Source organism: Nocardioides cavernaquae (assembly GCF_003600895.1).
GTDB classification, from domain to species: Bacteria; Actinomycetota; Actinomycetes; order Propionibacteriales; family Nocardioidaceae; genus Nocardioides; species Nocardioides cavernaquae.
Map to the genome: position 1 here is coordinate 3021666 of NZ_QYRP01000002.1, position 22384 is coordinate 3044049.

Here is a 22384-nt window from a genome sequence, read left to right on the forward strand (position 1 = left end):
TCACTTGCTCCCTTCAGTGGCAGCTGCGTCATCGACGATCGCCGGGAGGGCGTCCAGGAACAGCGCCACGTCGGCGCGGGTGAGGACCAGCGGCGGGGCGAACCGCAGCCGCTCCGGCGTCGGGTTGTTGACGATGAAGCCGTGCGCGAGCGCTGCCGTCGCGACGGCAGCGGAGTCGAGTCCAGCGGCCAGGTCGACGCCGATCAGCAGGCCTTCACCGCGGACCTCGGTGATCCGCGGCTCGGCAGCAAGGCCGGCGCGCAGCTGCTCACCGACGGCGACGACCTCGTCCAGCAGGCCGTCCTTCTCGATGGTGTCCAGCACCGCGAGCGCGGCAGCTGCTGCGATCGGGTTGCCGCCGAACGTCGTGCCGTGGTTGCCGGGCTGGAGCAGGCTCGCAGCCTTGCCCGTCGCCACGCAGGCGCCGATCGGGATGCCACCGGCGAGGCCCTTGGCCAGCGTGACGATGTCGGGCGGACTCGGCAGCGGGTCGCAGAGCTCGTCGTTCTGGTGCGCCAGCCACGTGCCCGTGCGGCCGATGCCGGTCTGGATCTCGTCCAGCCAGAGCAGCGCGCCGTGCGCAGCGGTGATGTGGCGGGCCTGGGCCAGGTAGTCGCGCGGCGGCACGATCACGCCTGCCTCGCCCTGGACCGGCTCGATGATGACGGCAGCCGTCTGGTCCGTGACGGCAGCGGCGAGCGCCTCGGAGTCGCCGTACGGGACGAAGGTGACGTCGCCGGGCAGCGGCTCGAAGGGTGCCCGGTAGGCCTCCTTGGCCGTGAGCGCGAGCGCGCCCATCGTCCGGCCGTGGAAAGCTCCCTCGGTCGCCACAATGTGCGTGCGGCCGGTGCGCCGGGTGATCTTGAGGCCGGCCTCGTTGGCCTCGGCGCCCGAGTTGGTGAAGAAGACCCGGGTGTCCGTGCCTCCGACCATCTGGTCGAGCCTCTCGGCGAGCTCGACCTGTGGCGCGCTGGCGAAGAAGTTCGAGATGTGGCCGAGCGTCTGCAGCTGAGCAGTGACGGCAGCGACCAGTGCCGGGTGGGCGTGGCCGAGCGCGTTGACGGCGATGCCGCCGAGCAGGTCGACGTACTCCTTGCCGTCGACGTCCCAGACCCGCACGCCCTCGCCCCTGGCGAGCACCAGCTTCGGGGTGCCGAAGGTGTTCATCACCGAGCCGGAGTAGCGCTCGGTCCAGTTGTCGCCGGCCATCACGCCTCCTTCGCGGACTTGTCGGTCGCGGGCTGCTTGGCCTGCCGGATCTTGATCGAGACGCCGGGCAGCACCTGGGTGCCGACACCCTCGGCGGTGAAGATCTCGAGGAGTACGGCGTGGGGCTCGCGTCCGTCGACCACGGTCGCCCGGGGTACGCCGTTCTCGACTGCCTGCAGGCAGGCGGCCATCTTCGGCACCATGCCGGCAGCGAGCGTCGGGAGCATCTCGGCCAGGCCCTCAGGGCTGATCTCGCCGATCACGTCATTGCTGTGCGGCCAGTCGCGGTAGAGGCCCTCGACATCGGTGAGCACCAGGAGCTTCTCGGCTCCGAGCGCGACGGCGAGCGCGGCGGCGGCGGTGTCGGCGTTGACGTTGTGGACGACGCCGTTCTCGTCCGGGGCAACGCTGGAGATGACCGGGATCCGGCCGGCCTCGACCAGGTCCAGGACGGACTCGGGCCGCACCTTGGCGACCTCGCCGACGAGGCCGAGGTCCACCTCCTCGCCGTCCACGATGGTGTTGGTCGGGGTCGCGGTGAACAGGCCGGCGTCCTCACCGGACAGGCCGACCGCGAGCGGGCCATGCTGGTTGAGCAGGCCCACGAGCTCACGCTGGACCTGGCCGACGAGCACCATGCGCACGACATCCATCGCCTCGGGCGTCGTGACCCGGAGGCCACCACGGAACTCCGACTCGATGCCGAGCCGGTCGAGCATCTTGGAGATCTGCGGGCCGCCGCCGTGCACGACGACCGGCTTGAAGCCGGCCACCCGCAGGAACGCGATGTCCTCGGCGAAGGCGGTCTTCAGGGTGTCGTCGGTCATCGCGTTGCCGCCGTACTTCACCACGATGATCTTGTCGTGGTACTTCTTCAGCCACGGCAGGGCGTTGGCGAGGACGTGCGCGTTCTGCGCGGCGGTCAGGCTCGGGATCGTGGTGTCGTTCATGAGGAGTAGGCGCTGTTCTCGTGGACGTAGGCGTGGGTCAGGTCGTTGGTCCAGACGGTCGCGGTCGCGTCGCCGGCCTTGAGGTCGATCGTCACGGTCACGTGGCGCGGCTTGAGGTCGACAGTCGCCGGGTCAGCAGCCGGAGTCGACTGCTTGCAGACCCAGACGTCGTTGATCGCGACGTCGAGGTCGGCCGGGTCGAACGCCGCCTGGGTGGTGCCGACCGAGGCCAGCACCCTGCCCCAGTTGGGGTCGTTGCCGAAGACTGCGGCCTTGAACAGGTTGGAGCGGGCGACGCTCCGGCCCACCTCGACCGCCTCGTCCTCGGACGCCGCGTTGACGACGGTGATCGAGATCTCGTGATCGGCGCCCTCGGCGTCGGCGAGGAGCTGCTTGGCGAGGCTGATGCAGGCCTCCTGCAGCGCCTCGGTGAACTCCGCGGGCGTCGGCGTGACGCCGGAGGCACCGCTCGCCATCACGGTCACGGTGTCGTTGGTCGACATGCAGCCGTCGGAGTCGAGCCGGTCGAAGCTGACCCGGGTGCTGGCCCGCAGGGCCTGGTCGAGCACGGGTGCGGGGACGACTGCGTCGGTGGTGATGACGACCAGCATCGTGGCCATCGCCGGGGCGAGCATGCCCGCGCCCTTGGCCATGCCGCCGATCGACCACTCCTGGCCCGGTGCGCCGCGTGTGAGGACGACCGACTTCGGCACCGAGTCCGTGGTCATGATCGCCCGGCCGGCGTCGGCGCCGCCGTCGGCCGACAACGCGGCGTACGCGGCCTCGACACCGTCGAGGAGGTTCTGCCGGGGGTTGGCCAGGCCGATCAGCCCGGTCGAGCAGACCACCACGTCGACCGCGCCGATGCCGAGCTTCTCGGCCACCTTCTCGGCGACCGCATGGGTGGTCTGGAAGCCCTCCGGGCCGGTGTAGCAGTTGGCTCCGCCGGAGTTGAGCACGACGGCGCGCACGACGCCGTCCTTGACGACCTCCTGGCTCCACAGCACCGGGTTGGCCTTGCACCGGTTGGCGGTGAAGACGGAGGCGGAGTCGAAGGTGGGGCCCAGGTTCTGGACCAGCGCCAGGTCGAGGTTGCCGTTGGACTTCAGGCCGGCGTGGACGCCAGCGGCGGTGAATCCGGCGGGATGGGTGATGCTCATGGCTGCTTCTTTCGGGGTGCGGTCTTGGGAGGAGTCATCGGGACGGCGGGGAGCACGGTGTGCCCCTGACGTCGCCACTCCTCGGCCGCAGCCTCGGCCTTGCCCACCGGGACCAGGATCCAGTCGGTCTGGAACGTCGACAGCGGGAACGCGGAGATGCCCGCCTGCGCCAGCGGCGTCAGCAGCGCAGCCATCACGCCGGTGAGCTCGGGGTCCAGCGGGCCCTTGACCACGAACGCGGTCAGCGGCTTGATCGCGGGCGTCTTGGCCGGGATCGACCGGGTCGCGCAGATCAGCGACGTCTCGGTCGCCGTCGCGGTGATCGAGAAGAGCGAGCTCGCCTCGGCCCACTTCGGCACCTCGGCGCCGGGGGCCAGGTTGACGATCGCGAGCTTCTCCGGGAAGTAGCTCAGCGTGAAGGTCGCGGCCTCGATGACGGCCTCGATGGCCTCCGGGCTCAGTGGGTTCTCGCTGGTCCCGGACTCGCTGGTGATGTCAGTGGGGGTCTCGTTGATGTCGCTCATGGGGCCAGTCCGATCGTGGTGAGGCCGGTGGATTCCGGCAGCCCGAGGGCGAGGTTCATGCACTGGACGGCGGCGCCGCCTGTGCCCTTGGCGAGGTTGTCGATGGCACCGACAGCGACCAGACGGCCGGCGGTCTGGTCGACCGTGACCTGCAGGTGGACCGAGTTCGAGCCGAGGACGGACTTGGTCTGCGGCCACATCCCCTGGGGGAGGACGGTCACGAACGGCTCGTCTGCGTACGCCGCGGCGTACACCTCGTAGGCCTCCTCCGCCGTGACCTTCCTGGCGATCGGCGCCGAGCAGGTGGCAAGGATGCCCCGCGGCATCGGCACGAGCAGGGGGGTGAAGCTGACCTTGATCTCGCCGTCGGTGAGCAGCGAGAGGTTCTGGGTGATCTCGGGCGTGTGCCGGTGGACGCCGCCGACGCCGTAGGCGCTGACGTTGCCCATGACCTCCGACCCGAGCAGGTTGGCCTTGAGTGCCTTGCCGGCGCCGCTCGTGCCCGACGCTGCCACGACGACGACGTCGGGCGTGATCAGGCCTGCGGCAACGGCAGGGGCGAGCGTGAGCGTGGAGATGGTCGGGTAGCAACCGGGCACGGCGATCCGCTTCGCACCCTGCAGCTGCACGCGGAGGCCGGGGAGCTCAGGCAGGCCGTAGGGCCAGGAGCCGGCGTGCACTCCGCCGTAGAACTTCTCCCACTCCCCCGGGTCGGTGAGCCGGAAGTCGGCGCCGCAGTCGATGACGACGGTGTCGTCGCCGAGGGCGTTGGCGATCGCGGCCGACTGACCGTGCGGCAGGCCGAGGAAGACGACGTCGTGACCGGCAAGGATCTCGGGCGTGGTCGCCTCGAGGACCCGGTCGGCCAGCGGCACCAGGTGCGGCTGCAGCACACCGAGCTTCTCGCCGGCGTTGGAGCCTCCGGTCAGTGCACCGATCTCGACGTCCGGGTGTCCCAGCAGCAGGCGCAGCATTTCACCGCCGGCGTATCCGCTGGCTCCTGCAACTGCGACTCTCACCTTGCCACTCATGTGCATGATCATACACAACCTTGCATGTTCATGTGCTCCTGGGCCACTCCTCGACCAGCGAGATGCCCGCAGCGTGGCGGGCAGCAAGGTCGGCGTAGTACGGCCCGTTCATCTCGGTCCAGAACTCGGCGGCCGTGCCCGCGATCTCCTTCTTCACCTTCGCCGGCGAGCCGAGCGCGAGCACCTTCGCGGGGATCTCGGTGTCCTGCTGGACCATCGAACCGGCCGCCACCAGCGTGCCCGCGCCGATCTTGGCGTTGTCGAGGACGACCGTGCCGTTGCCCACCAGACCCTTCTCGCCCAGCGACTCCCCGTGGAAGACGCAGGAGTGCGCGACCGTGCTGTGCGCGCCGATCTCGACGTGGGCATCGGGCCCGCCGTGCACCACGGAGTTGTCCTGGATGTTGGCACCCTCGCGGACCACGATCGTGCAGATGTCGGCGCGGAGCACCGCGCCGTACCAGACAGAGGCCCCCTTCTCGACGGTCACATCGCCGATCAGCGTCGCGGTGGGGGCGATGAAGGCGTCGGGGTGGACGTTGGGGCGCTTGCCCTCGAACTCGTACAACGGCATGGCGCCGACGCTATCGGATGCTCGCTCTCCTAGGGTCGGGGCGTGATCCAGCGACTCGCGATCTTCCTCGGCTCCCGCGATGGCTCCGACCCCCAGCACGCCGAGTCGGCGTACGCCGTCGGGCGTGCGCTCGCCGACCGCGGGATCGAGCTCGTCTACGGCGGTGGCGGCTCCGGCCTGATGGGCCAGGTATCCCAGGGAGTGCTCGACCACGGCGGTCACGTCTACGGCGTGATCCCGCGGTTCATGGTCGAGCGCGAGTGGGGACGACTGCACCAGGAGAACGTCGAGATGCACGTCGTCGAGACCATGCACGAGCGCAAGGCGATGATGGCCGTGCGCGCCGAGGCCTTCCTCGTCCTGCCCGGCGGGCTCGGCACCCTCGAGGAGCTGTTCGAGATCTGGACCTGGCGCACGCTCGGCCTGCACGACAAGCCGATCGGCCTGCTCGATGTCGGCGGCTTCTGGCAGCCGCTGGTCGCCACCCTCGGCGGCCTGGCGGAGGCGGACTTCATGGCCGAGGTGACTCTCGACGAGCTCGTGGTCGCGTCCACGCTCGACGCTGCGCTGGAAGCGCTCGACACCCTGCGCTGACCGTGCAGTTTCACCGGTCGGCCGGTGAAACTGCACGCGCCTGCAGGACTTCGCGCGCGATTCGGGCACATGTTGCGCGGTGCACGCCACAACATGTGCCCGATTCACCGGCCGGCCGGTGAATCTGCTGCCGATGCGGTGAATCCCGCAGGACCGGCGGCTCAGGCGCGCTGGACGGCGCCAGTGCGCTCGGCAGCCAGCGCGACCGCTGCATCACGGGCAGCGGCCGACTCGCCCTCCTTGAGCGTCCGGTCCGGAGCACGGAAGCGAAGCGCGAAGGCCAGCGACTTCTTGCCCGCGCCGACCTGCTCGCCGGTGAACACGTCGAAGAGCCGGATCGACTCCAGCAGCTCGCCGGCACCCTCGCGCAGCGCGGCCTCGACGTCGGCGGACGGGACGGAGGCGTCGACGACGAGCGCGACATCCTCCTTCGCCACCGGGTACGACGAGAAGCGCGGCGCGACCGGGGTCGCGGCGTACTGGAGCAGGGCGTCGAGGTTGACCTCCGCCGCGGCCGAGCGGGCCGGGAGGCCGAACGCCTTGCAGACCTTCGGGTGCAGCTCACCGGCGTGGCCGATCAGCACCCCGCCGACCGAGAGCGCGGCGCAGCGGCCCGGGTGGAAGGGAGCGATCGCAGCGGACGCGACATCCAGCGGGACGCCGAGCGCGCCCGCGAGCGAGCGGACTGCGGCAATGGCGTCGGACCAGCCAGCGGCGCGACCAGTGCCCCACCAGCCCGCTGCCTCGGCCTCGCCGGTGATGGCGAGCGCGAGGTGCTGCGGCTGCGCGGGGACGGCCTTCTCGATCGCGGCCCACTCCTCGTCGGTCGGACGACGGTCGGTGCCCAGGATCGGTGCCGCCTCGTCACCCGACGGGAGGAAGACCAGCGCGGTCTCGAAGATCGCGGCGTCTGCGTTGCCGCGACCGACGTTACGGGCCAGCGTGTGAAGCACGCCCGGCAGCAGGGTCGTGGCCAGCTGCGGCTGCTCCGCGTTGAGCGGGTTGGCGATGCCGAGCGCCTTGCGACGCGCGTCGTCCTCGGGCAGGCCCAGGGCGTCCCAGTCGGCATCGCCGACGAACGGGTAGCTGATCACCTCGGAGAAGCCCTCGCCCGCGAGCACCCGGCCGACGCGACGACGCAGCCGCTGGATCTCGGTCAGGCCGCGGCCGGCGGGGGCGGTCGGCAGGACCGACGGGACGTTCTCGTAGCCGACGATGCGCGCGACCTCTTCGACCAGGTCGAACGGGTCGGCCATGTCGGGGCGCCACGACGGCACGGTTGCCGTGAGGTTCTCCCCCGCGACGGTTACGGAACACCCGACAGCTTCGAGGTGGGCCACGGTCGTCTCGGCGGAGATGTCCATGCCGGTGATGCGGGCGGGCAGGTCGACAGCAGCAGCGACGGTACGCCGCGCAGGGGCGAAGCCGACAACAGTCACGCCATCGCCCGCAGTCGCACCACCGAGCTCGACGAGGAGTTCGACGACCCGGTCCGCGGCGTACTGCGGGAGCTCGGGGTCGACGCCGCGCTCGAAGCGCTTCGACGCCTCGGAGCCGAGCTTGTGGCGACGCTGCGAGCGGAAGATCGTGGTCGACTCGAAGTGCGCAGCCTCCACCACGATCGAGGTCGTGGTCTCCGACAGCTCCGTCGACGCGCCCCCCATGACGCCGGCGATGCCGATCGGGCCGTTGTCGTCCGCGATCAGCAGGTCCTCGGGGTCGAGCTTGCGCGCGACATCATCGAGCGTTGTCAGCTTCTCGCCAGCAGTGGCGCGACGGACCTGGATCGGGCCGGCCAGCTTGTCGGCGTCGTAGCAGTGGTTGGGCTGCCCGAGCTCGAGCATCACGTAGTTGGAGATGTCGACGCCGAGCGAGATCGGGCGCATGCCGCACTGCTCGAGGCGACGCGCCATCCAGTCCGGCGTGGTCGCGGCCGGGTCGAACCCGGTGACCGTGCGGGTCACGAAGACCGGGCAGCCCTCGGTGTCGGACACGACAACCGGGTAGCCGTCGATCCCGGGCTCCGGGATCTCGCGCGCTGCCGGGTCGGTGAAGGGAGCGTCGAAGCCGAGCGCCGCCTCGCGGGCGATGCCGCGGATCGAGAGGGCGTAGGCGCGGTCCGGGTTGATCTCGAACTCGATGACCGGGTCATCCAGGCCGAGCAGCGGGAACGCCTCGTCGCCAGGCTTGGCCGAATCGGCGTGCAGCACGATGATGCCGTCGCCGTCAGCCGGGAGTCCCAGCTCGGAACGCGAGCAGATCATGCCGGCGGACAGGTGACCGTAGGTCTTGCGCTCGGAGATCGCGAAGCCACCGGGAAGCACAGCGCCGGGAAGGACCACGACGACCAGGTCCCCGACCACGAAGTTGTGGGCGCCGCAGATGATCCCCTGCGGTTCACCGGATCCGTTGGCCTGGCCAACGTCGACGGTGCACCAGTTGATGACCTTGCCGTTCTTCTGCGGCTCCTTCTCGAGCGTCAGCACACGGCCGACGACGAGCGGGCCGGTGATCGCGTCACCGGGTGCCTCCAGCGCCTCGAGCTTGAGACCGAGGGCGGTGAGCCGGTGCGTGAGGTCGTCAACCGAGACGGCGTCCGGAAGGTCGACGTACTCCTTGATCCAGGAAACGGGGGCCTTCATCAGATCTCGACTCCAAAAGCAGCAGCGAAGCGGACGTCTCCCTCGAAGACGTCGCGCAGGTCCTCGACGTTGTGGCGGAACATCAACGTGCGGTCGATGCCCATGCCGAACGCGAAGCCGGTGTAGACGTCGGGGTCCACGCCGCAGGCGACCAGGACGCGCGGGTTCACGACACCGCAGCCGCCCCACTCGATCCAGCCCTCGCCGCGACACGTGCGGCAGTCGGCCGGGTCGCTGGCGTCGCCGTTGCGGCACACGAAGCAGACCAGGTCGACCTCGGCGGACGGCTCGGTGAAGGGGAAGTACGACGGACGGAACCGCGTCGAGATGCCCTCGCCGAACATGGCAGCCGCGAAGTGGTCGAGCGAGCCCTTCAGGTGGGCCATGGTGATGCCCTTGTCGATCACGAGGCCCTCGACCTGGTGGAACACCGGGGAGTGCGTCGCGTCGATCTCGTCGGTGCGATAGACCCGACCCGGGCAGACGACGTAGATCGGGGGTGTGCGGGTCAGCATCGTGCGGGCCTGGACCGGCGAGGTGTGCGTGCGCAGCACGAGGGCAGCCACAGCCGGCTCGAGCCAGAACGTGTCCTGCATGGTGCGGGCCGGGTGGTCGGCACCGAGGTTGAGTGCGTCGAAGTTGAGCCACTCGGCCTCGACCTGCGGGCCCTCGGCCACCTCCCACCCCATGGCGACGAAGACGTCGGCGATGCGCTCGGAGAGGGTGGTGATCGGGTGGCGCGTGCCCGGGGCACGGCGGGAGGTCGGGAGCGTCACGTCGACGGTCTCCTCGACCAGCATCCGCTCCTCGTGCTCGGCCTCGAGCACTCCGGTGCGCTCACCGAGCGCCTTGTTCACAGCACCACGGGCCTGGCCAACGCGGGCGCCGGCCTCCTTGCGCGCCTGCGGCGGAAGGGCACCGATCTCGCGGTTGGCCAGCGCGAGGGGCGAGCGGTCGCCGGCGTGGTCGAGGCGCGCCTGCTTCAGCTCCTCGAGGTCGGCGGCGGCAGCGATGGCGGCCAGTGCGGCGTCGCGCATCGCCTCGACCTCGTCAGCACGCAGCGGCGTGACCTCGACAGGGTCGTACTCGGTGTTCGGTCCCGACATGACTGCCTTTCGGGCGCAGGAGGTGGGAAATACCGGCCAAGTCTAGGAGGTCCGGAGGGCCGGCTCCGACCGGGTTTCAGGCCCGGTCGCAATCCAACCCGTCTGGCTAGTCGCGAGCGGAGGGCCAGAGGATGACGATCCGCGCGCCGCCACCGGGAGCGTCCTCGATCTCGACCTGCCCCCCGTGGGCGCGGACCAGCCCGTTGACGAGGTACATGCCGAGACCCGACCCACCACGCTCTCCGTGCTTCCAGAACTTCGTGAAGACCCGTTGCCGGATCGTGTCCGGGATGCCGGTGCCCTGGTCATCGACGGTGAGCTGGAGGCCGGGAAAATCGGCCCACGCCGGGATCTCCTGGAGGCGGACCGTGACGGTGCCGTCGCCGTGCCGCACCGCGTTCTCGACCAGGTTGGTCACGACCTGGGTGAACTTGTCGGGATCAGCCAGCACCTCGGGAAGATCGTCGTCGACCTCGAGCTCGACCGGACGGGACGTGCCCTGTCGCACGGACTCGACCACACGCCCCACGAGCAGCTCGGGCGCACAGGCGCGCGGGTAGAGCTGGAGCCGACCGGTGTCGATGCGCGCGACGTCGAGCAGCTCCGCGATCAGCCGGCTCAACCGGTCCGCGTCCGAGTGGACGGTGGCGAGCATGAGCTTCTTCTGGTCGTCGTTGAGCTTGTCCCAGCGGTTGATGAGCGCCTGCACGAAGCCCTTCACACCGGTCAGCGGCGAGCGCAGCTCGTGGGCGACGGTGGCGACGAGATCGGACCGCTCCCGGTCGAGGCGGGCCCGTCCCCGTCCTGAGCGCAGCGTCACCGCGATCTGGATGATCTCGCGACCCTCGCGGTGGATCCGTGCCGCGACGAGCACCTCGCTGCCGTCCGGCAGGATCCAGGACTGCTCGGGCACACCGGTCCGCGTGTGCAGCCCCGACCACGGCTGGTTGAACTCGCTCCAGGTGCGGGCCTCGGTGTCCTGCAGCAGGAGTACGTCGGCGAGCGGCTGGCCGGCGGCCACCCCGCCATCGACGTGGAGCATGCGGGCGGCGCGGTCGTTGACCCGCACCACCCGGCCCGCGCCGTCGGCGATCACCACGCCGTCCGGCAACGCATCGAGAAGGTCCACGCGCCCACGCTAGGGCATGCGGGCCTCACCGGTGTCGTGCGTCATCGCCTCACGGGAGGGCGAGCGGGTCAGCGCTGGGCTCGGGCCGACGCGTAGAGGAACACGGCCGCCGCCGTCGCCAGGTTCAGGCTCTCGGCCTGGCCGAAGATCGGGATGCTGACCACCTCGTCGGCAGCATCGCGCAGCTCGGCCGGGATGCCCCAGGCCTCGTTGCCGAGAAGCCACGCCGTCGGAGCCGCCAGCAGGTCATCGGCCTCGAAGAGCGTGCGTCCGTCCATGTCGGCAGCAAGTACGCCGAGTCCGGCAGCCTGCGAGGCGCGCACGGCCGCCAGCGGATCACGCTCGATGGCCACGGGCAGGTGGAACACCGAGCCGACGGAGGCCCGGACCGTCTTCGGGTTGTAGAGGTCGACCGCGTCGCCGGCCAGGATCACGGCATCGGCCCCGGCTGCGTCGGCCGTGCGGATCACCGTGCCGGCGTTGCCGGGATCGCGCACGTCGGAGCAGATGACCACCAGGCGGGGCGCGGGCCGATCGACCGGTGACAGCACGTGGTCGAGCGGGCGGTCGATGAACCGGCAGACGGCGATGACTCCGGCCGGGGTGACCGCGTCGGAGAGCGATGCGAGCGCACGGTCGTCGACCAGCGTCCACGGGACATCCGGCAGGCCGGCGGCGGTGGCCGCCAGCGCGGCGTACTGCTCGGTGGCGGCGGGGGTCGCGAAGATCTCGATGACGCAGCCTTCAACCGTCAGCGCGCCCTCGACTGCCTTCGGACCGTCGGCGAGGAATCGCCGCGTTTCGGTCCGGGAAGCACGACGGGCGAGCTTCCGTGCCTCCTTGACCCGGGTGTTGCCCGAGGTCAGGGGTTCGGCAGGGAAGCTCGCCACGTCAGTGAATTGCGAGCGAAGCTCAGGCGGAGGCCGGAGCGTTCACGTCGGCCGGCAGAGCAGCCTTCGCAGCGGCAACCAGAGCCGAGAACGCCGGAGCGTCGTTGACGGCCAGGTCGGCCAGGATCTTGCGGTCGACCTCGACGCCAGCCAGGTTCAGGCCCTGGATGAAGCGGTTGTAGGTCATGCCCTCGGCGCGAGCCGCGGCGTTGATGCGCTGGATCCACAGCTTGCGGAAGTTGCCCTTGTTCTTGCGGCGGTCGTTGTAGCTGTAGACGAGGGAGTGGGTGACCTGCTCCTTCGCCTTGCGGTACAGGCGCGAACGCTGTCCGCGGTAGCCGGACGCCCGCTCGAGGACGACCCGGCGCTTCTTCTGGGCGTTTACCGCCCGCTTGACGCGTGCCATTTCAGTGCTCCTTGGTGCTCAAAAAATCAGGGGGAAGGCCGGACTACGGCCAGACTGCAGAAGGTCAGAGACCCAGCATCTTCTTGGCGCGCGGAACGTCGGCCTTGGCCACTTCCACCGTGCCGGAAAGGCGGCGGGTGACCTTGGTGGCCTTCTTCTCGAGGTTGTGGCGCTTGCCGGCCTGCTCGCGCAGGATCTTGCCGGAGCCCGTCACCTTGAAGCGCTTCTTGGCACCGGAGTGCGTCTTGTTCTTCGGCATCTCTTTGCTCTCTATCTCTACTGGTCTCGTCAGAGGTCGATGTCGGGGTCGAGGGCCTCGTTGGCCCGCTTCGCCTTCTTTTCGGAGGACGGCGTCGGCTGGGTGGCGACGCGCTCGGCGCGCACCTCTTGGGCGTCGGCTTCACGCTCGGCCATGCGCTCCTGCTTTTCAGCTTCGAGCTCGACCTTGGCGTCGGCCTTCTTCTTGTGCGGGCCGAGCACCATGATCATGTTGCGGCCGTCCTGCTTGGGCGAGGACTCCACGAAGCCGAGCTCCTGGACGTCTTCAGCCAGCTTCTGCAGGAGGCGGAAACCAAGCTCCGGGCGGTGCTGCTCACGACCACGGAACATGATCGTGATCTTGACCTTGTCGCCCGCGCGAAGGAAGCGAACGACGTGGCCCTTCTTGGTCTCGTAGTCGTGGGCGTCGATCTTCGGACGAAGCTTCATCTCCTTGATGATGACGTTCGTCTGGTTTCGACGGGCTTCACGGGCCTTCTGGGCAGCCTCGTACTTGAACTTCCCGTAGTCCATGAGCTTGCAGACGGGCGGCTTGCCCTGAGGGGCGATCTCGACGAGGTCGAGGTCAGCCTCCTGAGCGAGCTTCAATGCCTCGTGCGTGGGCACGATGCCGACCGTTTCGCCATTGGGTCCAACGAGGCGGACCTCGGGAACCCGGATCCGGTCGTTGATGCGCAGCTCGGTGCTGATGTGTCCTCCTGATGATTGGGATTGCTTGCCAACCCGGAGGAAAGAAAAAGGGCCTCCGCTTGCAAGCGAAGGCCAGTCATGGAGCGCATCCCTCGAAATGCAGGGCACACCCTCACGCAGAAGTTGTGTGCTCTCGCACGCCGCCTCTGCGGGACCGGACCCGACGACCTGTTTCGATCGATGCGGGTGGGAAGCCTGGGCCTCCGCTTGGTGGATCTGCATCTCCGACGCCCTTGCGGGCACGGTGGTGCAGATCGGTCACGGACAAGACTAGCGGCAGGGCGCGGATTCTCCGAATTGGCGCGGCACCCGCCCCATCGATCCAACCCAGGCGCCCCAAGGGTCAGTCGTCGGCGGGCTTCAGCCAGACGGACTCGCCGTCCAGCTCGGCGAGGGTCCAGCCGGCGGCAAGGCCGACCAGGTCAGGCCCGCTCACCACTGCCCGGACCGGGCCAGCGGTGTCGATCAGCAGGGCGACCGCGTTGTCCTGCAGCGCCGACTGCGCGGCCCCGGCGCTGGGCACCGGCACCGGCCGTGCCTCGGGGTTCCACGCCTGCAGCGCCTCCGTGCTGGTGAACGCGAGCAGCGCCCGCTCCCCCGCCGGGTTCTCGATCAGCACCGCCGCCATGTCGCTCGACTTGTCGTGCGCCAGCCCCTTCTCGTCGTACTCGACCTCGCCGAGCAGCGCCACGACAGGGACCAGCAACCGCGCGGACTGCAGCGCCCGGAGTACGCCGGTGAACGCTTCGGGGTCAGCCGAGTACGCCGCGAGCGCCGCGGTGAGCTCGGCCGACGCATCACCCTTGTCGTCGGGGAAGGCCACCTCCTGGAGGCGGGCGCCTGCGAACCGATCCTGGAAGACCATGGCGCCACCCTAGGCTGGCCCACGATGTCACCCGAAATTGCCCGCGAGCCCGCCCGCGCCGTGTTGACCCTCGCGATGTCGCACCCACCGACCCTCGGAGCAGGGCGGCTGCTCGCCATCGACGGGCCCTCGGGTTCGGGCAAGAGCACCCTGGCCGCAGCGATCGCGGAGCTCGCGCAGACCAGCACCGTGGTCCACCTCGACGACATGTACGCCGGGTGGTCCGGGCTCCCCCGCCTGGCCGAGTCGCTCGCGGGCCTGCTGCTCCCCCTTGCTGCCGGTCACCCCGGGCAGTTCCGGCGTTATGACTGGCGGGCCGACGACTGGGCGGAGGACGTCTTCGTCGCGCCGACGTCCCTTCTCGTGCTCGAAGGGGTCGGCAGCGGCAGCCGCCGGTTCGCAGAGCTGATCACGACCCTGGTCTGGCTGGACGTCTCCCCCGAGGTCGGCCTGGCGCGGGCCATCGACCGCGACGGCGCGGCGTACGAGGAGCAATTGCGTGCCTGGCAACGCGATGAGGCGATGCACTACGCCGTGGACGCCGCCCGGGAGCGGGCCGACATCGTCCTAGGGTGATCGCCATGCTCATGCCCTCGGGAGAACAGTTCGAGATCACCGCCGGTGGCTACCGCGCGGTCATCACCGAGAGCGGCGCCGCGTTGCGACACCTCTCCTTCGACGGTGTCGACCTGGTCGACGGGTTTGCCGACGACGAAATGGCCTCCGGCGGTCGTGGCCAGCTGCTGATGCCCTGGCCCAACCGGATCGAGGACGGCCGCTACACCTTCGAGGGGAGCGCGCAGCAGCTCGCACTGACCGAGCCGAAGCGCAGCAACGCCTCGCACGGGCTGGTCCGCTGGGCAGCCTGGTCCGTGGAGGAGCACACCGCAACGAGCGTGTCGCTGACCTACCGCCTGATGGCGCAGACCGGCTACCCGTGGACGCTCGACCTCCACGTCCAGTACGACGTGTCCGCCGACGGCCTGACCGTCACGCAGAGCGCGACCAACCTCTCCGACGCCGCGGCCCCCTACGCCTCGGGCGCGCACCCCTACCTGACCGTCGGCACCCGGCTCGACGACTGCGAGCTCGTGCTCCCCGCGTCGACCCGCGGGCTGGCCGATCCCGAGCGCCTGCTGCCGACGGGGCGCACGGACGTCGAGGGCACGCCGTACGACTTCCGGGTCTCGCGTCCGCTCAAGGACACCGTCTTCAACGACGCGTTCACCGACCTCCGTCGCGGCCGCGACGGTCGTGCCGAGGTGCTGCTGCGCGGTGACCGCGCCGCGATGGTGCTCTGGGTCGACGAGCAGCACCGGTGGCTGCAGGTCTACTCCGCCGACGACGTCGCCGGCCACGACCGGCGTTCGCTGGCGGTCGAGCCGATGACCGCCAACGCCAACGCGTTCAACACCGGCGAGGACCTCGTGGTCGTCGAGCCGGACGAGACGTTCTCGGCCGTGTGGGGCATCCGGGCGCTCTGACGCGTGGCCGCGAGCGGCCCGGCACGTCAGCCCGAGGGAAGCAGCGCGCGGAGCTCGCGGACCGCGCGCTTGGCACGGGCGCCGTCGGAGCCCTGGATCGCCATCACCGAGCAGGTCTCGCCATCATCCAGGTCGAGCACCGCCCACGGAGCGCCGGGCGGCATGTGCACCGCCACGACCTGCGCCCACACGAACCGGTGCTGGCGGTAGCCGTTGACGACCAGCAGACCGGTCTCGGTGGCGACCGCCCGACTCCGCATCACGCCGTACTCCGCAGCGGCGAACAGGCCGATCAGCAGCAGCGTCGTCAACCCCTGCAGGATCGTGAACTCGGCCTTCACGCTCGCAGGGAACGAGATCCAGGCCGCTGCGCACACGATCGCGAGGGCAGTGCCGAACACGATGCCCGCCATGCGAACGCCGAAGGGGCGCCACGTGTGGGGCAGCGTCACGCCGTCGGTCGATGCGCTCACGGGTGCGACCTCAGAGCCGGCAGGCGGAGATGTCGGTGAGCAGGATCCCGCGGGCGCCCAGGCTGTAGAGCTCGTCCATCAGTCGCTGCGAGCCCTTGCGCGGCACCATGGCGCGCACGGCGACCCAGCCCTCGCGGTGCAGCGGCGAGACCGTCGGGCTCTCGATGCCGGGGGTCAGCTTCGTCGCGGCGTCGACCTGGTCGACGCGGATGTCGTAGTCCATCATCACGTAGCTGCGCGCGACGAGGACGCCTTCGAGGCGACGCAGGAAGACATCGAAGCCGACCGGGAGCGGAGCGCCCTGGCGGGTGATCAGCACAGCCTCGGACTCGAGGATGACCTCGCCGAAGGTGGCCAGCCCCGCCGCACGCAGCGTGCTGCCGGTCTCGACGACATCGGCGATCACGTCGGCGACACCGAGCTGGATGCTGGTCTCGACCGCGCCGTCGAGCCGGGTCACGCTGGCGTTGATGCCCTTCTCGGCAAGCCACTTCTCGACCACACCGACGTACGACGTGGCGATCCGCTTGCCCTCGAGCTCACCCAGGTCGGCGTACTTGCCTGCCGGACCGGCGAAGTGGAACTTCGAACGCCCGAATCCGAGGCTCAGCACCTCGTCGGCGTGCGCACCGGAGTCCTGCAGCAGGTCCCGGCCGGTGATGCCGACGTCGAGCGTGCCCTCGCCGACGTACAACGCGATGTCGCGCGGACGCAGGTAGAAGAACTCGACCTCGTTCTCCACGTCGGTCAGTGCGAGTTCCTTGCTGTCGGAGCGCTGGCGGTAGCCGGACTCCTTGAGCATCTCGGACGCCGACGTGGAGAGCGCGCCCTTGTTCGGCACGGCGATGCGGAGCAGGCGCTCCTGGGCAAACTCAGACATGGGGGTTCCTCAGAGGTGGGTGTAGACGTCGTCGAGGGTCAGACCGGTCGCGATCATGAGCACCTGGGCGTGGTACAGCAGCTGGCTGATCTCCAGCGCCGCCGCATCCTTGCCCTCGAACTCGGCGGCCATCCAGGACTCGGCGGCCTCCTCGATCAGCTTCTTGCCGATCGCATGGACCCCGGCGTCCAGCTGCGCCACGGTGCCGGATCCCTCGGGTCGGGTGCGGGCCTTCTCATTGAGCTCGGCCCACAGCTCCTCGAACGTCTTCACGGGCGACAAGACTACCGGCGTGGCGGGGCGACGGTTGCGTGCGGTCCGTCCGGCGGGCTCACCAGAGGCTCAACCAGCGCCGCTCCGACCCCGACCCGCTGTCGAGCCGGGCACCGACCAGTAGGTCGAACCAGTCCCCCGGCGGCCGCAACGTGAGCACGGTCCGTCCTCCTGTCACGTCAATTGCCACGACATCCGCTCCGAGCGCGACGAAGCTGCTGACGGTGACCACGAGAGGAAAACTGCCATGGGTGTGGCGGGCGATGGCGGCCGTCGCATACATGGCAATCGTCATGGCTCTCGTGCGCCGTACTGCTTCGAACTGGTCCTCGATCGGAGCGGCGAGGTCCACTCCCGACCAGCCGCACCCGGATTGCTCATCGGGTCGCCGTGGTCCTGTCCGGATGACGAGTGCGGCCGGCTGCAGCGTGTGCTCAGGCTCATCGGTGCCGAACATCGGGCGGACCACCAGGCCCCACACTCGCTGCTCGCGATAGAGGAGCTTGCCGGGGCGGGCACGCCGGCGGGCAGCCAGGCAGGCGGGGCGGGCGCGCCCCGAGTCCTTGGTGTTGGTACCAATTCCGGGCGTATCGGCGAGCGCATTGGCACCAACACCAAGGAGACGGCAAAGCCCCCGCGCCTCTGCCGAACGGCAGCGGAAACGGGGGCTTCAACCGCGTGAGTTCAGCCCAGCGGAACCAGGCCGGATCGCGGCAAGCGACTCAGCTCGGGTAGCCGCGCCTGATCTGCTTGAGCATTTGCGCGGTGACCAGGGCGGCCGAGGTCGCCTCCCAGCCCTTGTCCTCCTTGGACGCCGGACGACCAGGAGCCTCGGGCAGGCCGGCACGGTCCAGCGCCTGCTCGTCGGTGTCACAGGTGAGGACGCCGAATCCGATCGGGACGCCCGTGTCGAGTGCGACGCGGGTCAGGCCGTCGGTGGCGGCGTTGCAGACAAAGTCGAAGTGCGGCGTGCCGCCCCGGATGACCACGCCGAAGGCCACGACCGCGTCGTACCCCTTGAGGGCGAGCTCGCGGGCGACGACCGGGAGCTCGAAGGCACCGGGGACCCGGATGAAGGTCGCGCCCGTGACGGAGTACGCCGCGAGGCAGCGCTCGGCACCGGCGAGCAAGCCCGCGGTGACTTCCTCGTGCCAGGTGCCGGCGATGACGGCCACCCGCAGGTCGCTGCAGTCGATGGGCTCGGTGGTGGGTGCGCCAGCGCCGCTCATGAGTTGCCCTCCAGTGCTTCCAAGGTGACGGGGACGTCCAGGTCGATGGTGTGGCCCATGCGGTCGCGCTTGGTGCGCAGGTAGGCCACGTTGTTCTCGTTGACGTGGGTGTTCAAGGCGACGCGGTCGGTGACGGCGATGCCGAAGTCGCTCAGGCTCGCGCACTTGTCCGGGTTGTTGGTGATCAGCCGGACCTCCTCGATACCGAGGTCACGGAGGATCTGCGTGGCGGTGCCATAGTGGCGCGCGTCAGCCGGAAGCCCGAGATCGAGGTTCGCGTCGACGGTGTCGCGACCGTTCTCCTGGAGGGCATAGGCCTGCAGCTTCGCAGCCAGGCCGATCCCGCGGCCCTCGTGCCCGCGGAGGTAGACCACGACACCGCGACCCTCCTCGGCGATCAGCTTCAGCGACTCCTCGAGCTGCGGGCCGCAGTCGCACCGCTCGCTGCCGAAGACGTCTCCGGTGAGGCACTCGCTGTGGACGCGGGTGAGCACGGGCTCGCGTGTGCCGTCAGCCGCGGCGGAGATGTCGCCGTACACCAGCGCCATGTGCTCGGAGTCGTCGATGGTGATCCGGTAGCCGAAGGCGGTGAACTCACCGTGCTTGGTGGGCAGGCGAGTCTCGGCGACGCGCTCGACGAGCACCTCGTGCCGACGGCGGTAGCGGACCAGGTCCTCGATCGAGATCATCGCGAGGCCGTGCTCATCGGCGAACTCGCGCAGCTCGGCCGCGCGCTTCATCGTGCCATCGTCGTTGACGACCTCGACCAGGACACCGACGGGCGTCAGACCGGCCAGCTTGGCGAGGTCGACGGCGGCCTCGGTGTGGCCGCGGCGTACGAGCACACCCCCATCGCGGTAGCGCAGCGGGAAGACGTGGCCCGGACGGGTCAGCTCCCACGGCTCCGTCGCGGAGTCGGCGAGCACCTTGACGGTGTGGGCGCGGTCCGCGGCGCTGATGCCGGTCGAGGTGCCATCGCGGGCATCGACCGAGATCGTGTACGCCGTGCGATAGGCGTCGCGGTTGTGCGGCGTCATGAGCGGGATCTCGAGCCGGTCGAGCATGTCCGCCGGCATCGGCGCACAGATCACGCCGCTCGAGTGGCGGATCGTGAACGCCATCAGCTCGGGGGTGGCCTTCGCGGCGGCGAAGATGATGTCGCCCTCGTTCTCGCGGCCCTCGTCGTCAACGACCACGACAGCCTTGCCGGCAGCGATGTCAGCGATCGCACGCTCGACGGTGTCCAGCCGGACCCCGCCGTGCTGGGCGTCGCCGGGCGCGGCGCCCTCCGGGATGAACGGCGCTTCTTCGGTGCTCACTTCTTCGACTCCTTCATGAGCTTGTCCAGGCTCTGCTGGTTGAGGAGGTTGGCGCTGCTCAGCAGCTTCTCCACGTGCTTGGCGATGACGTCGACCTCGAGGTTGACCCGGTCCCCCGGCTGGCGCCGGCCCATCGTCGTCCGGGCGAGGGTCTCGGGGATGAGGCTGACGGTGAAGCGGTTGTCGCGGGTCTCGACGACCGTCAGCGAGACGCCGTCGATCGTGATCGAGCCCTTGTCTACGAGGTAGCGAGTGAGGCCCTCGGGCACCTCGAGCTCCACGACCTCCCAGTGCTCGCTCGGCGTGCGGGACACGACGGTGCCGACGGCGTCGACGTGGCCCTGGACGATGTGGCCACCAAGGCGCTTGTCGGCGGTGACGGCGCGCTCGAGGTTCACGACGTCGCCGGGGCGCACGTCGCCGATGGACGTCTTGTCGAGCGACTCCTGCATGACGTCGGCCGTCCAGACCCCGTCGTCGACGGTGACGACGGTCAGGCAGCAGCCGTTGACCGCGATCGAGTCACCAAGGCCGGTGCCCTCGAGCACCGTGGCCGCACGGATCGAGAGCCGGATGGCGTCGCTCTGCTGCTCGACGGCCTCGACGGTGCCGAGTTCCTCGATGATGCCGGTGAACATGTCAGTTGCCTTCCGGGTGGGTGCTCGCTGTGGACATCGTGATGCGGACGCAGGTGTCCTGGCCGACCGCCTCGAGCACGGCCACGTCCGTGACCCTCAGGTGACGCGCGTCGGCGATGGTCTCAATGCCCAGGTCGGCCACCGCATTCCGCCCGGTGCCGAGGAGGACGGGCGCGACGTACGCGACGACCTCGTCGACCAGGCCTGCTTTGAAGAACGCGGCTGCCAGCGTCGGCCCGCCTTCAAGGAAGACGTGCTGGCGGTCGCGGGCGAACAGCTGGGCCAACGCCTCGCGGGGATCGTGCATGCGCAGGTGAGTGGTGCCGGCGCTGCCGTCGAAGATCCGCGCGCGTGCCGGCAGCTCGCGCAGGCCCATGACCGCGCGCAGCGGCTGGTCCGGGAGCGCCACCTCGTCGGCGTCTCGGACCGTGAGCTGCGGGTCGTCCGCGAGGACGGTGCCGGTGCCGACCAGGACGGTGTCCGCGAGCGCCCTGAGCCGGTGGGTGTCCTGGCGTGCGGCAGCGGAGGTGATCCACTTGGAGGTGCCGTCCATCGCGGCGCTGCGGCCGTCCAGCGAGGTGGCGAACTTCCAGGTGACGAACGGCCGCTGGTGCTCCACCGCGAAGGCCCACACACGGTTGAGCTCGCGCGACTCCGACTCCAGGAGGCCGGACTCGACCTCGATGCCGGCGGCACGGAGGGTCTCCGCTCCCCCGACGGCCACCGGGTTGCGGTCACCGGTGGCGAAGACCACGCGGGACACACCGGCTTCGACGAGTGCCAGGGCGCAGGGTCCGGTCCGGCCGGTGTGGTTGCACGGTTCGAGGGTGACGACCGCGGTCGCGCCACGGACATCGACGCCCGCCTCGCGAGCGGTGGCGAGGGCAGCGGCCTCGGCGTGCGGCGTACCGGCACCGAGGTGGAATCCCTCGGCCAGCGTCGTGCCGTCGGCTGCGAGCAGGACGCACCCGACCCGCGGGTTCGGTCCGAGGGGTACGCCGGGGGTCGCGGCCAGCTCGAGCGCGCGCTGCATCGCGTGCTGCTCGGCAGCGGTGAACGTCATGGTGGCGCCCCTTCTCCGGTCCGGTCACGGACTCCAGGGGCTGCGAACGTGGGCCTCCGACTGGCGCCGGGAGCGCTCAGGGCGCTGCCTCGAAACCGGGCGGTCAGCCACGCCGCGTGCATCTTTCCATCCGGACTTTGACCGTCGGTCCAGGAATTTCACCTGATCAACCGGCCGCTGGATGCGGCCGGGTCGCGGACTTTAACCGCCGGTGCGGATTTTCACCGCCCCCAGAGCACGCGAGTGTCAACTCGTCGGAGGAATCCTAGCGGACGGTTGCGACTGCCTCCGCGGCAGCGCGCAGCTCGGCGACCATCTTGTCCGGGTCAGCCGCCGAGTAGACGGCGCTGCCCGCCACGAAGACGTCGGCGCCGGCCTCGGCGCAGCGCTCGATCGTCTCGAGCGAGACGCCACCGTCGACCTGGAGCCAGGTCTCGATGCCGTGCTTGTCCATCATCGCCCGGGCGCGACGGATCTTGGGCAGGCACAGGTCGAGGAACTTCTGGCCGCCGAAGCCCGGCTCGACGGTCATGATCAGCAGCATGTCGAGCTCCGGGAGCAGGTCCTCGTAGGGCTCGATCGGCGTGGCGGGCTTCAGCGCCATGCTCGCCCGGGCGCCCTGCTTGCGGATCTCACGCGCCAGCCGCACGGGGGCCTTGGCCGCCTCCACGTGGAAGGTGACCGAACCACAGCCGACCTCGGCGTACGCCGGAGCCCAGCGGTCCGGGTCCTCGATCATCAGGTGCGCGTCGAACGGCGTGTCCGTGTGCTTGCGCAGGCTCTCGATGACGGGGAGACCGAGCGTCAGGTTGGGGACGAACGCGTTGTCCATGACGTCCACGTGCACCCAGTCCGCGCTGCCGATGCGCCGGACCTCCGCGCCGAGGTTGGCGAGGTCGGAGTTGAGGATCGACGGCGTGATCTGGATGTGGCCCATGCCGAGAATCGTAGGGGTTCTCCACAGGCGCCCCGCATC

The 22384-nt window shown here is 69.8% G+C and carries 26 protein-coding genes and 1 riboswitch; of the genes, 3 read left to right on the plus strand and 23 right to left on the minus strand.

All coding sequences use genetic code 11. The annotated features are described in order from the left end of the window. The 6 genes from D4739_RS14520 to D4739_RS14545 are packed head-to-tail and all read right to left on the minus strand — an operon-like array spanning position 1 to position 5448. Positions 1-1209, minus strand: a complete 1209-nt coding sequence (locus tag D4739_RS14520) for an acetylornithine transaminase (protein ID WP_120061280.1) — start codon at positions 1207-1209, stop codon at positions 1-3. Continuing rightward, positions 1209-2159 carry an acetylglutamate kinase gene (argB, locus tag D4739_RS14525; protein ID WP_120061281.1) on the minus strand — a complete coding sequence of 317 codons (951 nt, stop codon included), beginning with the start codon at positions 2157-2159 and terminating at the stop codon, positions 1209-1211. The genes D4739_RS14520 and argB overlap by 1 nt, the downstream gene beginning before the upstream one ends. Beyond that, complete coding sequence (argJ, locus tag D4739_RS14530; RefSeq protein WP_120061282.1) at positions 2156-3319, minus strand: bifunctional glutamate N-acetyltransferase/amino-acid acetyltransferase ArgJ; 1164 nt, start codon at positions 3317-3319, stop codon at positions 2156-2158. The genes argB and argJ overlap by 4 nt, the downstream gene beginning before the upstream one ends. Then, complete coding sequence (locus D4739_RS14535; protein ID WP_120061283.1) at positions 3316-3843, minus strand: ACT domain-containing protein; 528 nt, start codon at positions 3841-3843, stop codon at positions 3316-3318. The genes argJ and D4739_RS14535 overlap by 4 nt, the downstream gene beginning before the upstream one ends. Further along, a complete protein-coding gene (gene argC / locus D4739_RS14540; RefSeq protein ID WP_120061926.1) occupies positions 3840-4880 on the minus strand; it encodes an N-acetyl-gamma-glutamyl-phosphate reductase in 1041 nt (346 codons plus the stop codon). Before argC ends, D4739_RS14535 begins: the two co-directional genes overlap by 4 nt. Positions 4881-4902: 22 nt before the next feature. Continuing rightward, positions 4903-5448 (minus strand): gamma carbonic anhydrase family protein, encoded by a 546-nt coding sequence (locus tag D4739_RS14545; RefSeq protein ID WP_120061284.1) that lies wholly within the window; start codon positions 5446-5448, stop codon positions 4903-4905. 42 nt (positions 5449-5490) lie between these two features. On the opposite strand from D4739_RS14545, the gene D4739_RS14550 reads away from it, so the two are divergent. Further along, on the plus strand, positions 5491-6042 hold the full coding sequence (locus tag D4739_RS14550) for an LOG family protein (RefSeq protein WP_220699304.1): 552 nt from the start codon (positions 5491-5493) through the stop codon (positions 6040-6042). Positions 6043-6203: 161 nt separating this feature from the next. Here D4739_RS14550 and pheT read toward each other — a convergent pair whose 3' ends face one another. The 8 genes from pheT to D4739_RS14590 all read right to left on the minus strand — a co-directional run bounded on the left by pheT (position 6204) and on the right by D4739_RS14590 (position 14049). After that, positions 6204-8684: a phenylalanine--tRNA ligase subunit beta gene (gene pheT / locus D4739_RS14555; protein ID WP_120061285.1), complete on the minus strand. Its 2481-nt coding sequence runs from the start codon at positions 8682-8684 to the stop codon at positions 6204-6206. Then, positions 8684-9790 (minus strand): phenylalanine--tRNA ligase subunit alpha, encoded by a 1107-nt coding sequence (gene pheS, locus D4739_RS14560; RefSeq protein WP_120061286.1) that lies wholly within the window; start codon positions 9788-9790, stop codon positions 8684-8686. Before pheS ends, pheT begins: the two co-directional genes overlap by 1 nt. Positions 9791-9896: 106 nt before the next feature. After that, a complete protein-coding gene (locus D4739_RS14565; RefSeq protein ID WP_238473670.1) occupies positions 9897-10919 on the minus strand; it encodes a sensor histidine kinase in 1023 nt (340 codons plus the stop codon). A gap of 68 nt (positions 10920-10987) precedes the next feature. Beyond that, positions 10988-11809, minus strand: coding sequence for a TrmH family RNA methyltransferase (locus tag D4739_RS14570; RefSeq protein WP_120061287.1), 822 nt, complete (start codon positions 11807-11809; stop codon positions 10988-10990). Positions 11810-11831: 22 nt separating this feature from the next. Further along, positions 11832-12215: a 50S ribosomal protein L20 gene (gene rplT, locus D4739_RS14575; protein ID WP_120061288.1), complete on the minus strand. Its 384-nt coding sequence runs from the start codon at positions 12213-12215 to the stop codon at positions 11832-11834. A 64-nt stretch (positions 12216-12279) separates the two neighbouring features. Next, entirely contained in the window at positions 12280-12474 is a 195-nt protein-coding gene (gene rpmI, locus D4739_RS14580) for a 50S ribosomal protein L35 (RefSeq protein ID WP_120061289.1), read from the minus strand. Positions 12475-12503: 29 nt separating this feature from the next. Continuing rightward, positions 12504-13184, minus strand: coding sequence for a translation initiation factor IF-3 (gene infC, locus D4739_RS14585; RefSeq protein WP_220699400.1), 681 nt, complete (start codon positions 13182-13184; stop codon positions 12504-12506). Between the two features lie 343 nt (positions 13185-13527). Further along, positions 13528-14049, minus strand: coding sequence for an SseB family protein (locus tag D4739_RS14590; RefSeq protein ID WP_120061290.1), 522 nt, complete (start codon positions 14047-14049; stop codon positions 13528-13530). Between the two features lie 24 nt (positions 14050-14073). Between D4739_RS14590 and D4739_RS14595 the strand changes: the two genes are divergently transcribed. Both D4739_RS14595 and D4739_RS14600 read left to right on the plus strand, forming a co-directional pair. Continuing rightward, complete coding sequence (locus tag D4739_RS14595; RefSeq protein WP_238473671.1) at positions 14074-14625, plus strand: uridine kinase family protein; 552 nt, start codon at positions 14074-14076, stop codon at positions 14623-14625. Between the two features lie 5 nt (positions 14626-14630). Further along, positions 14631-15533 (plus strand): aldose 1-epimerase family protein, encoded by a 903-nt coding sequence (locus tag D4739_RS14600; RefSeq protein WP_120061930.1) that lies wholly within the window; start codon positions 14631-14633, stop codon positions 15531-15533. 26 nt (positions 15534-15559) lie between these two features. Here D4739_RS14600 and D4739_RS14605 read toward each other — a convergent pair whose 3' ends face one another. The 9 genes from D4739_RS14605 to rpe form a co-directional block, all read right to left on the minus strand. Then, positions 15560-16006 (minus strand): PH domain-containing protein, encoded by a 447-nt coding sequence (locus D4739_RS14605; RefSeq protein WP_238473672.1) that lies wholly within the window; start codon positions 16004-16006, stop codon positions 15560-15562. A 10-nt stretch (positions 16007-16016) separates the two neighbouring features. Then, a complete protein-coding gene (hisG, locus tag D4739_RS14610; RefSeq protein ID WP_120061291.1) occupies positions 16017-16886 on the minus strand; it encodes an ATP phosphoribosyltransferase in 870 nt (289 codons plus the stop codon). Between the two features lie 9 nt (positions 16887-16895). Further along, complete coding sequence (locus D4739_RS14615; protein WP_120061292.1) at positions 16896-17159, minus strand: phosphoribosyl-ATP diphosphatase; 264 nt, start codon at positions 17157-17159, stop codon at positions 16896-16898. A 58-nt stretch (positions 17160-17217) separates the two neighbouring features. Next, positions 17218-17454, minus strand: a complete 237-nt coding sequence (locus tag D4739_RS14620) for a hypothetical protein (protein WP_147384938.1) — start codon at positions 17452-17454, stop codon at positions 17218-17220. 427 nt (positions 17455-17881) lie between these two features. Then, complete coding sequence (ribH, locus tag D4739_RS14625) at positions 17882-18388, minus strand: 6,7-dimethyl-8-ribityllumazine synthase (protein WP_120061294.1); 507 nt, start codon at positions 18386-18388, stop codon at positions 17882-17884. Further along, a complete protein-coding gene (locus tag D4739_RS14630; protein ID WP_120061932.1) occupies positions 18385-19683 on the minus strand; it encodes a bifunctional 3,4-dihydroxy-2-butanone-4-phosphate synthase/GTP cyclohydrolase II in 1299 nt (432 codons plus the stop codon). Before D4739_RS14630 ends, ribH begins: the two co-directional genes overlap by 4 nt. Before the next feature lie 20 nt (positions 19684-19703). Continuing rightward, entirely contained in the window at positions 19704-20345 is a 642-nt protein-coding gene (locus tag D4739_RS14635) for a riboflavin synthase (RefSeq protein ID WP_120061295.1), read from the minus strand. A 1-nt stretch (position 20346) separates the two neighbouring features. Next, positions 20347-21408, minus strand: coding sequence for a bifunctional diaminohydroxyphosphoribosylaminopyrimidine deaminase/5-amino-6-(5-phosphoribosylamino)uracil reductase RibD (ribD, locus tag D4739_RS14640; protein WP_238473673.1), 1062 nt, complete (start codon positions 21406-21408; stop codon positions 20347-20349). A gap of 112 nt (positions 21409-21520) precedes the next feature. After that, positions 21521-21651: riboswitch (FMN riboswitch) on the minus strand. A gap of 22 nt (positions 21652-21673) precedes the next feature. After that, positions 21674-22345, minus strand: coding sequence for a ribulose-phosphate 3-epimerase (rpe, locus tag D4739_RS14645; RefSeq protein WP_120061296.1), 672 nt, complete (start codon positions 22343-22345; stop codon positions 21674-21676). Positions 22346-22384: the final 39 nt, after the last annotated feature.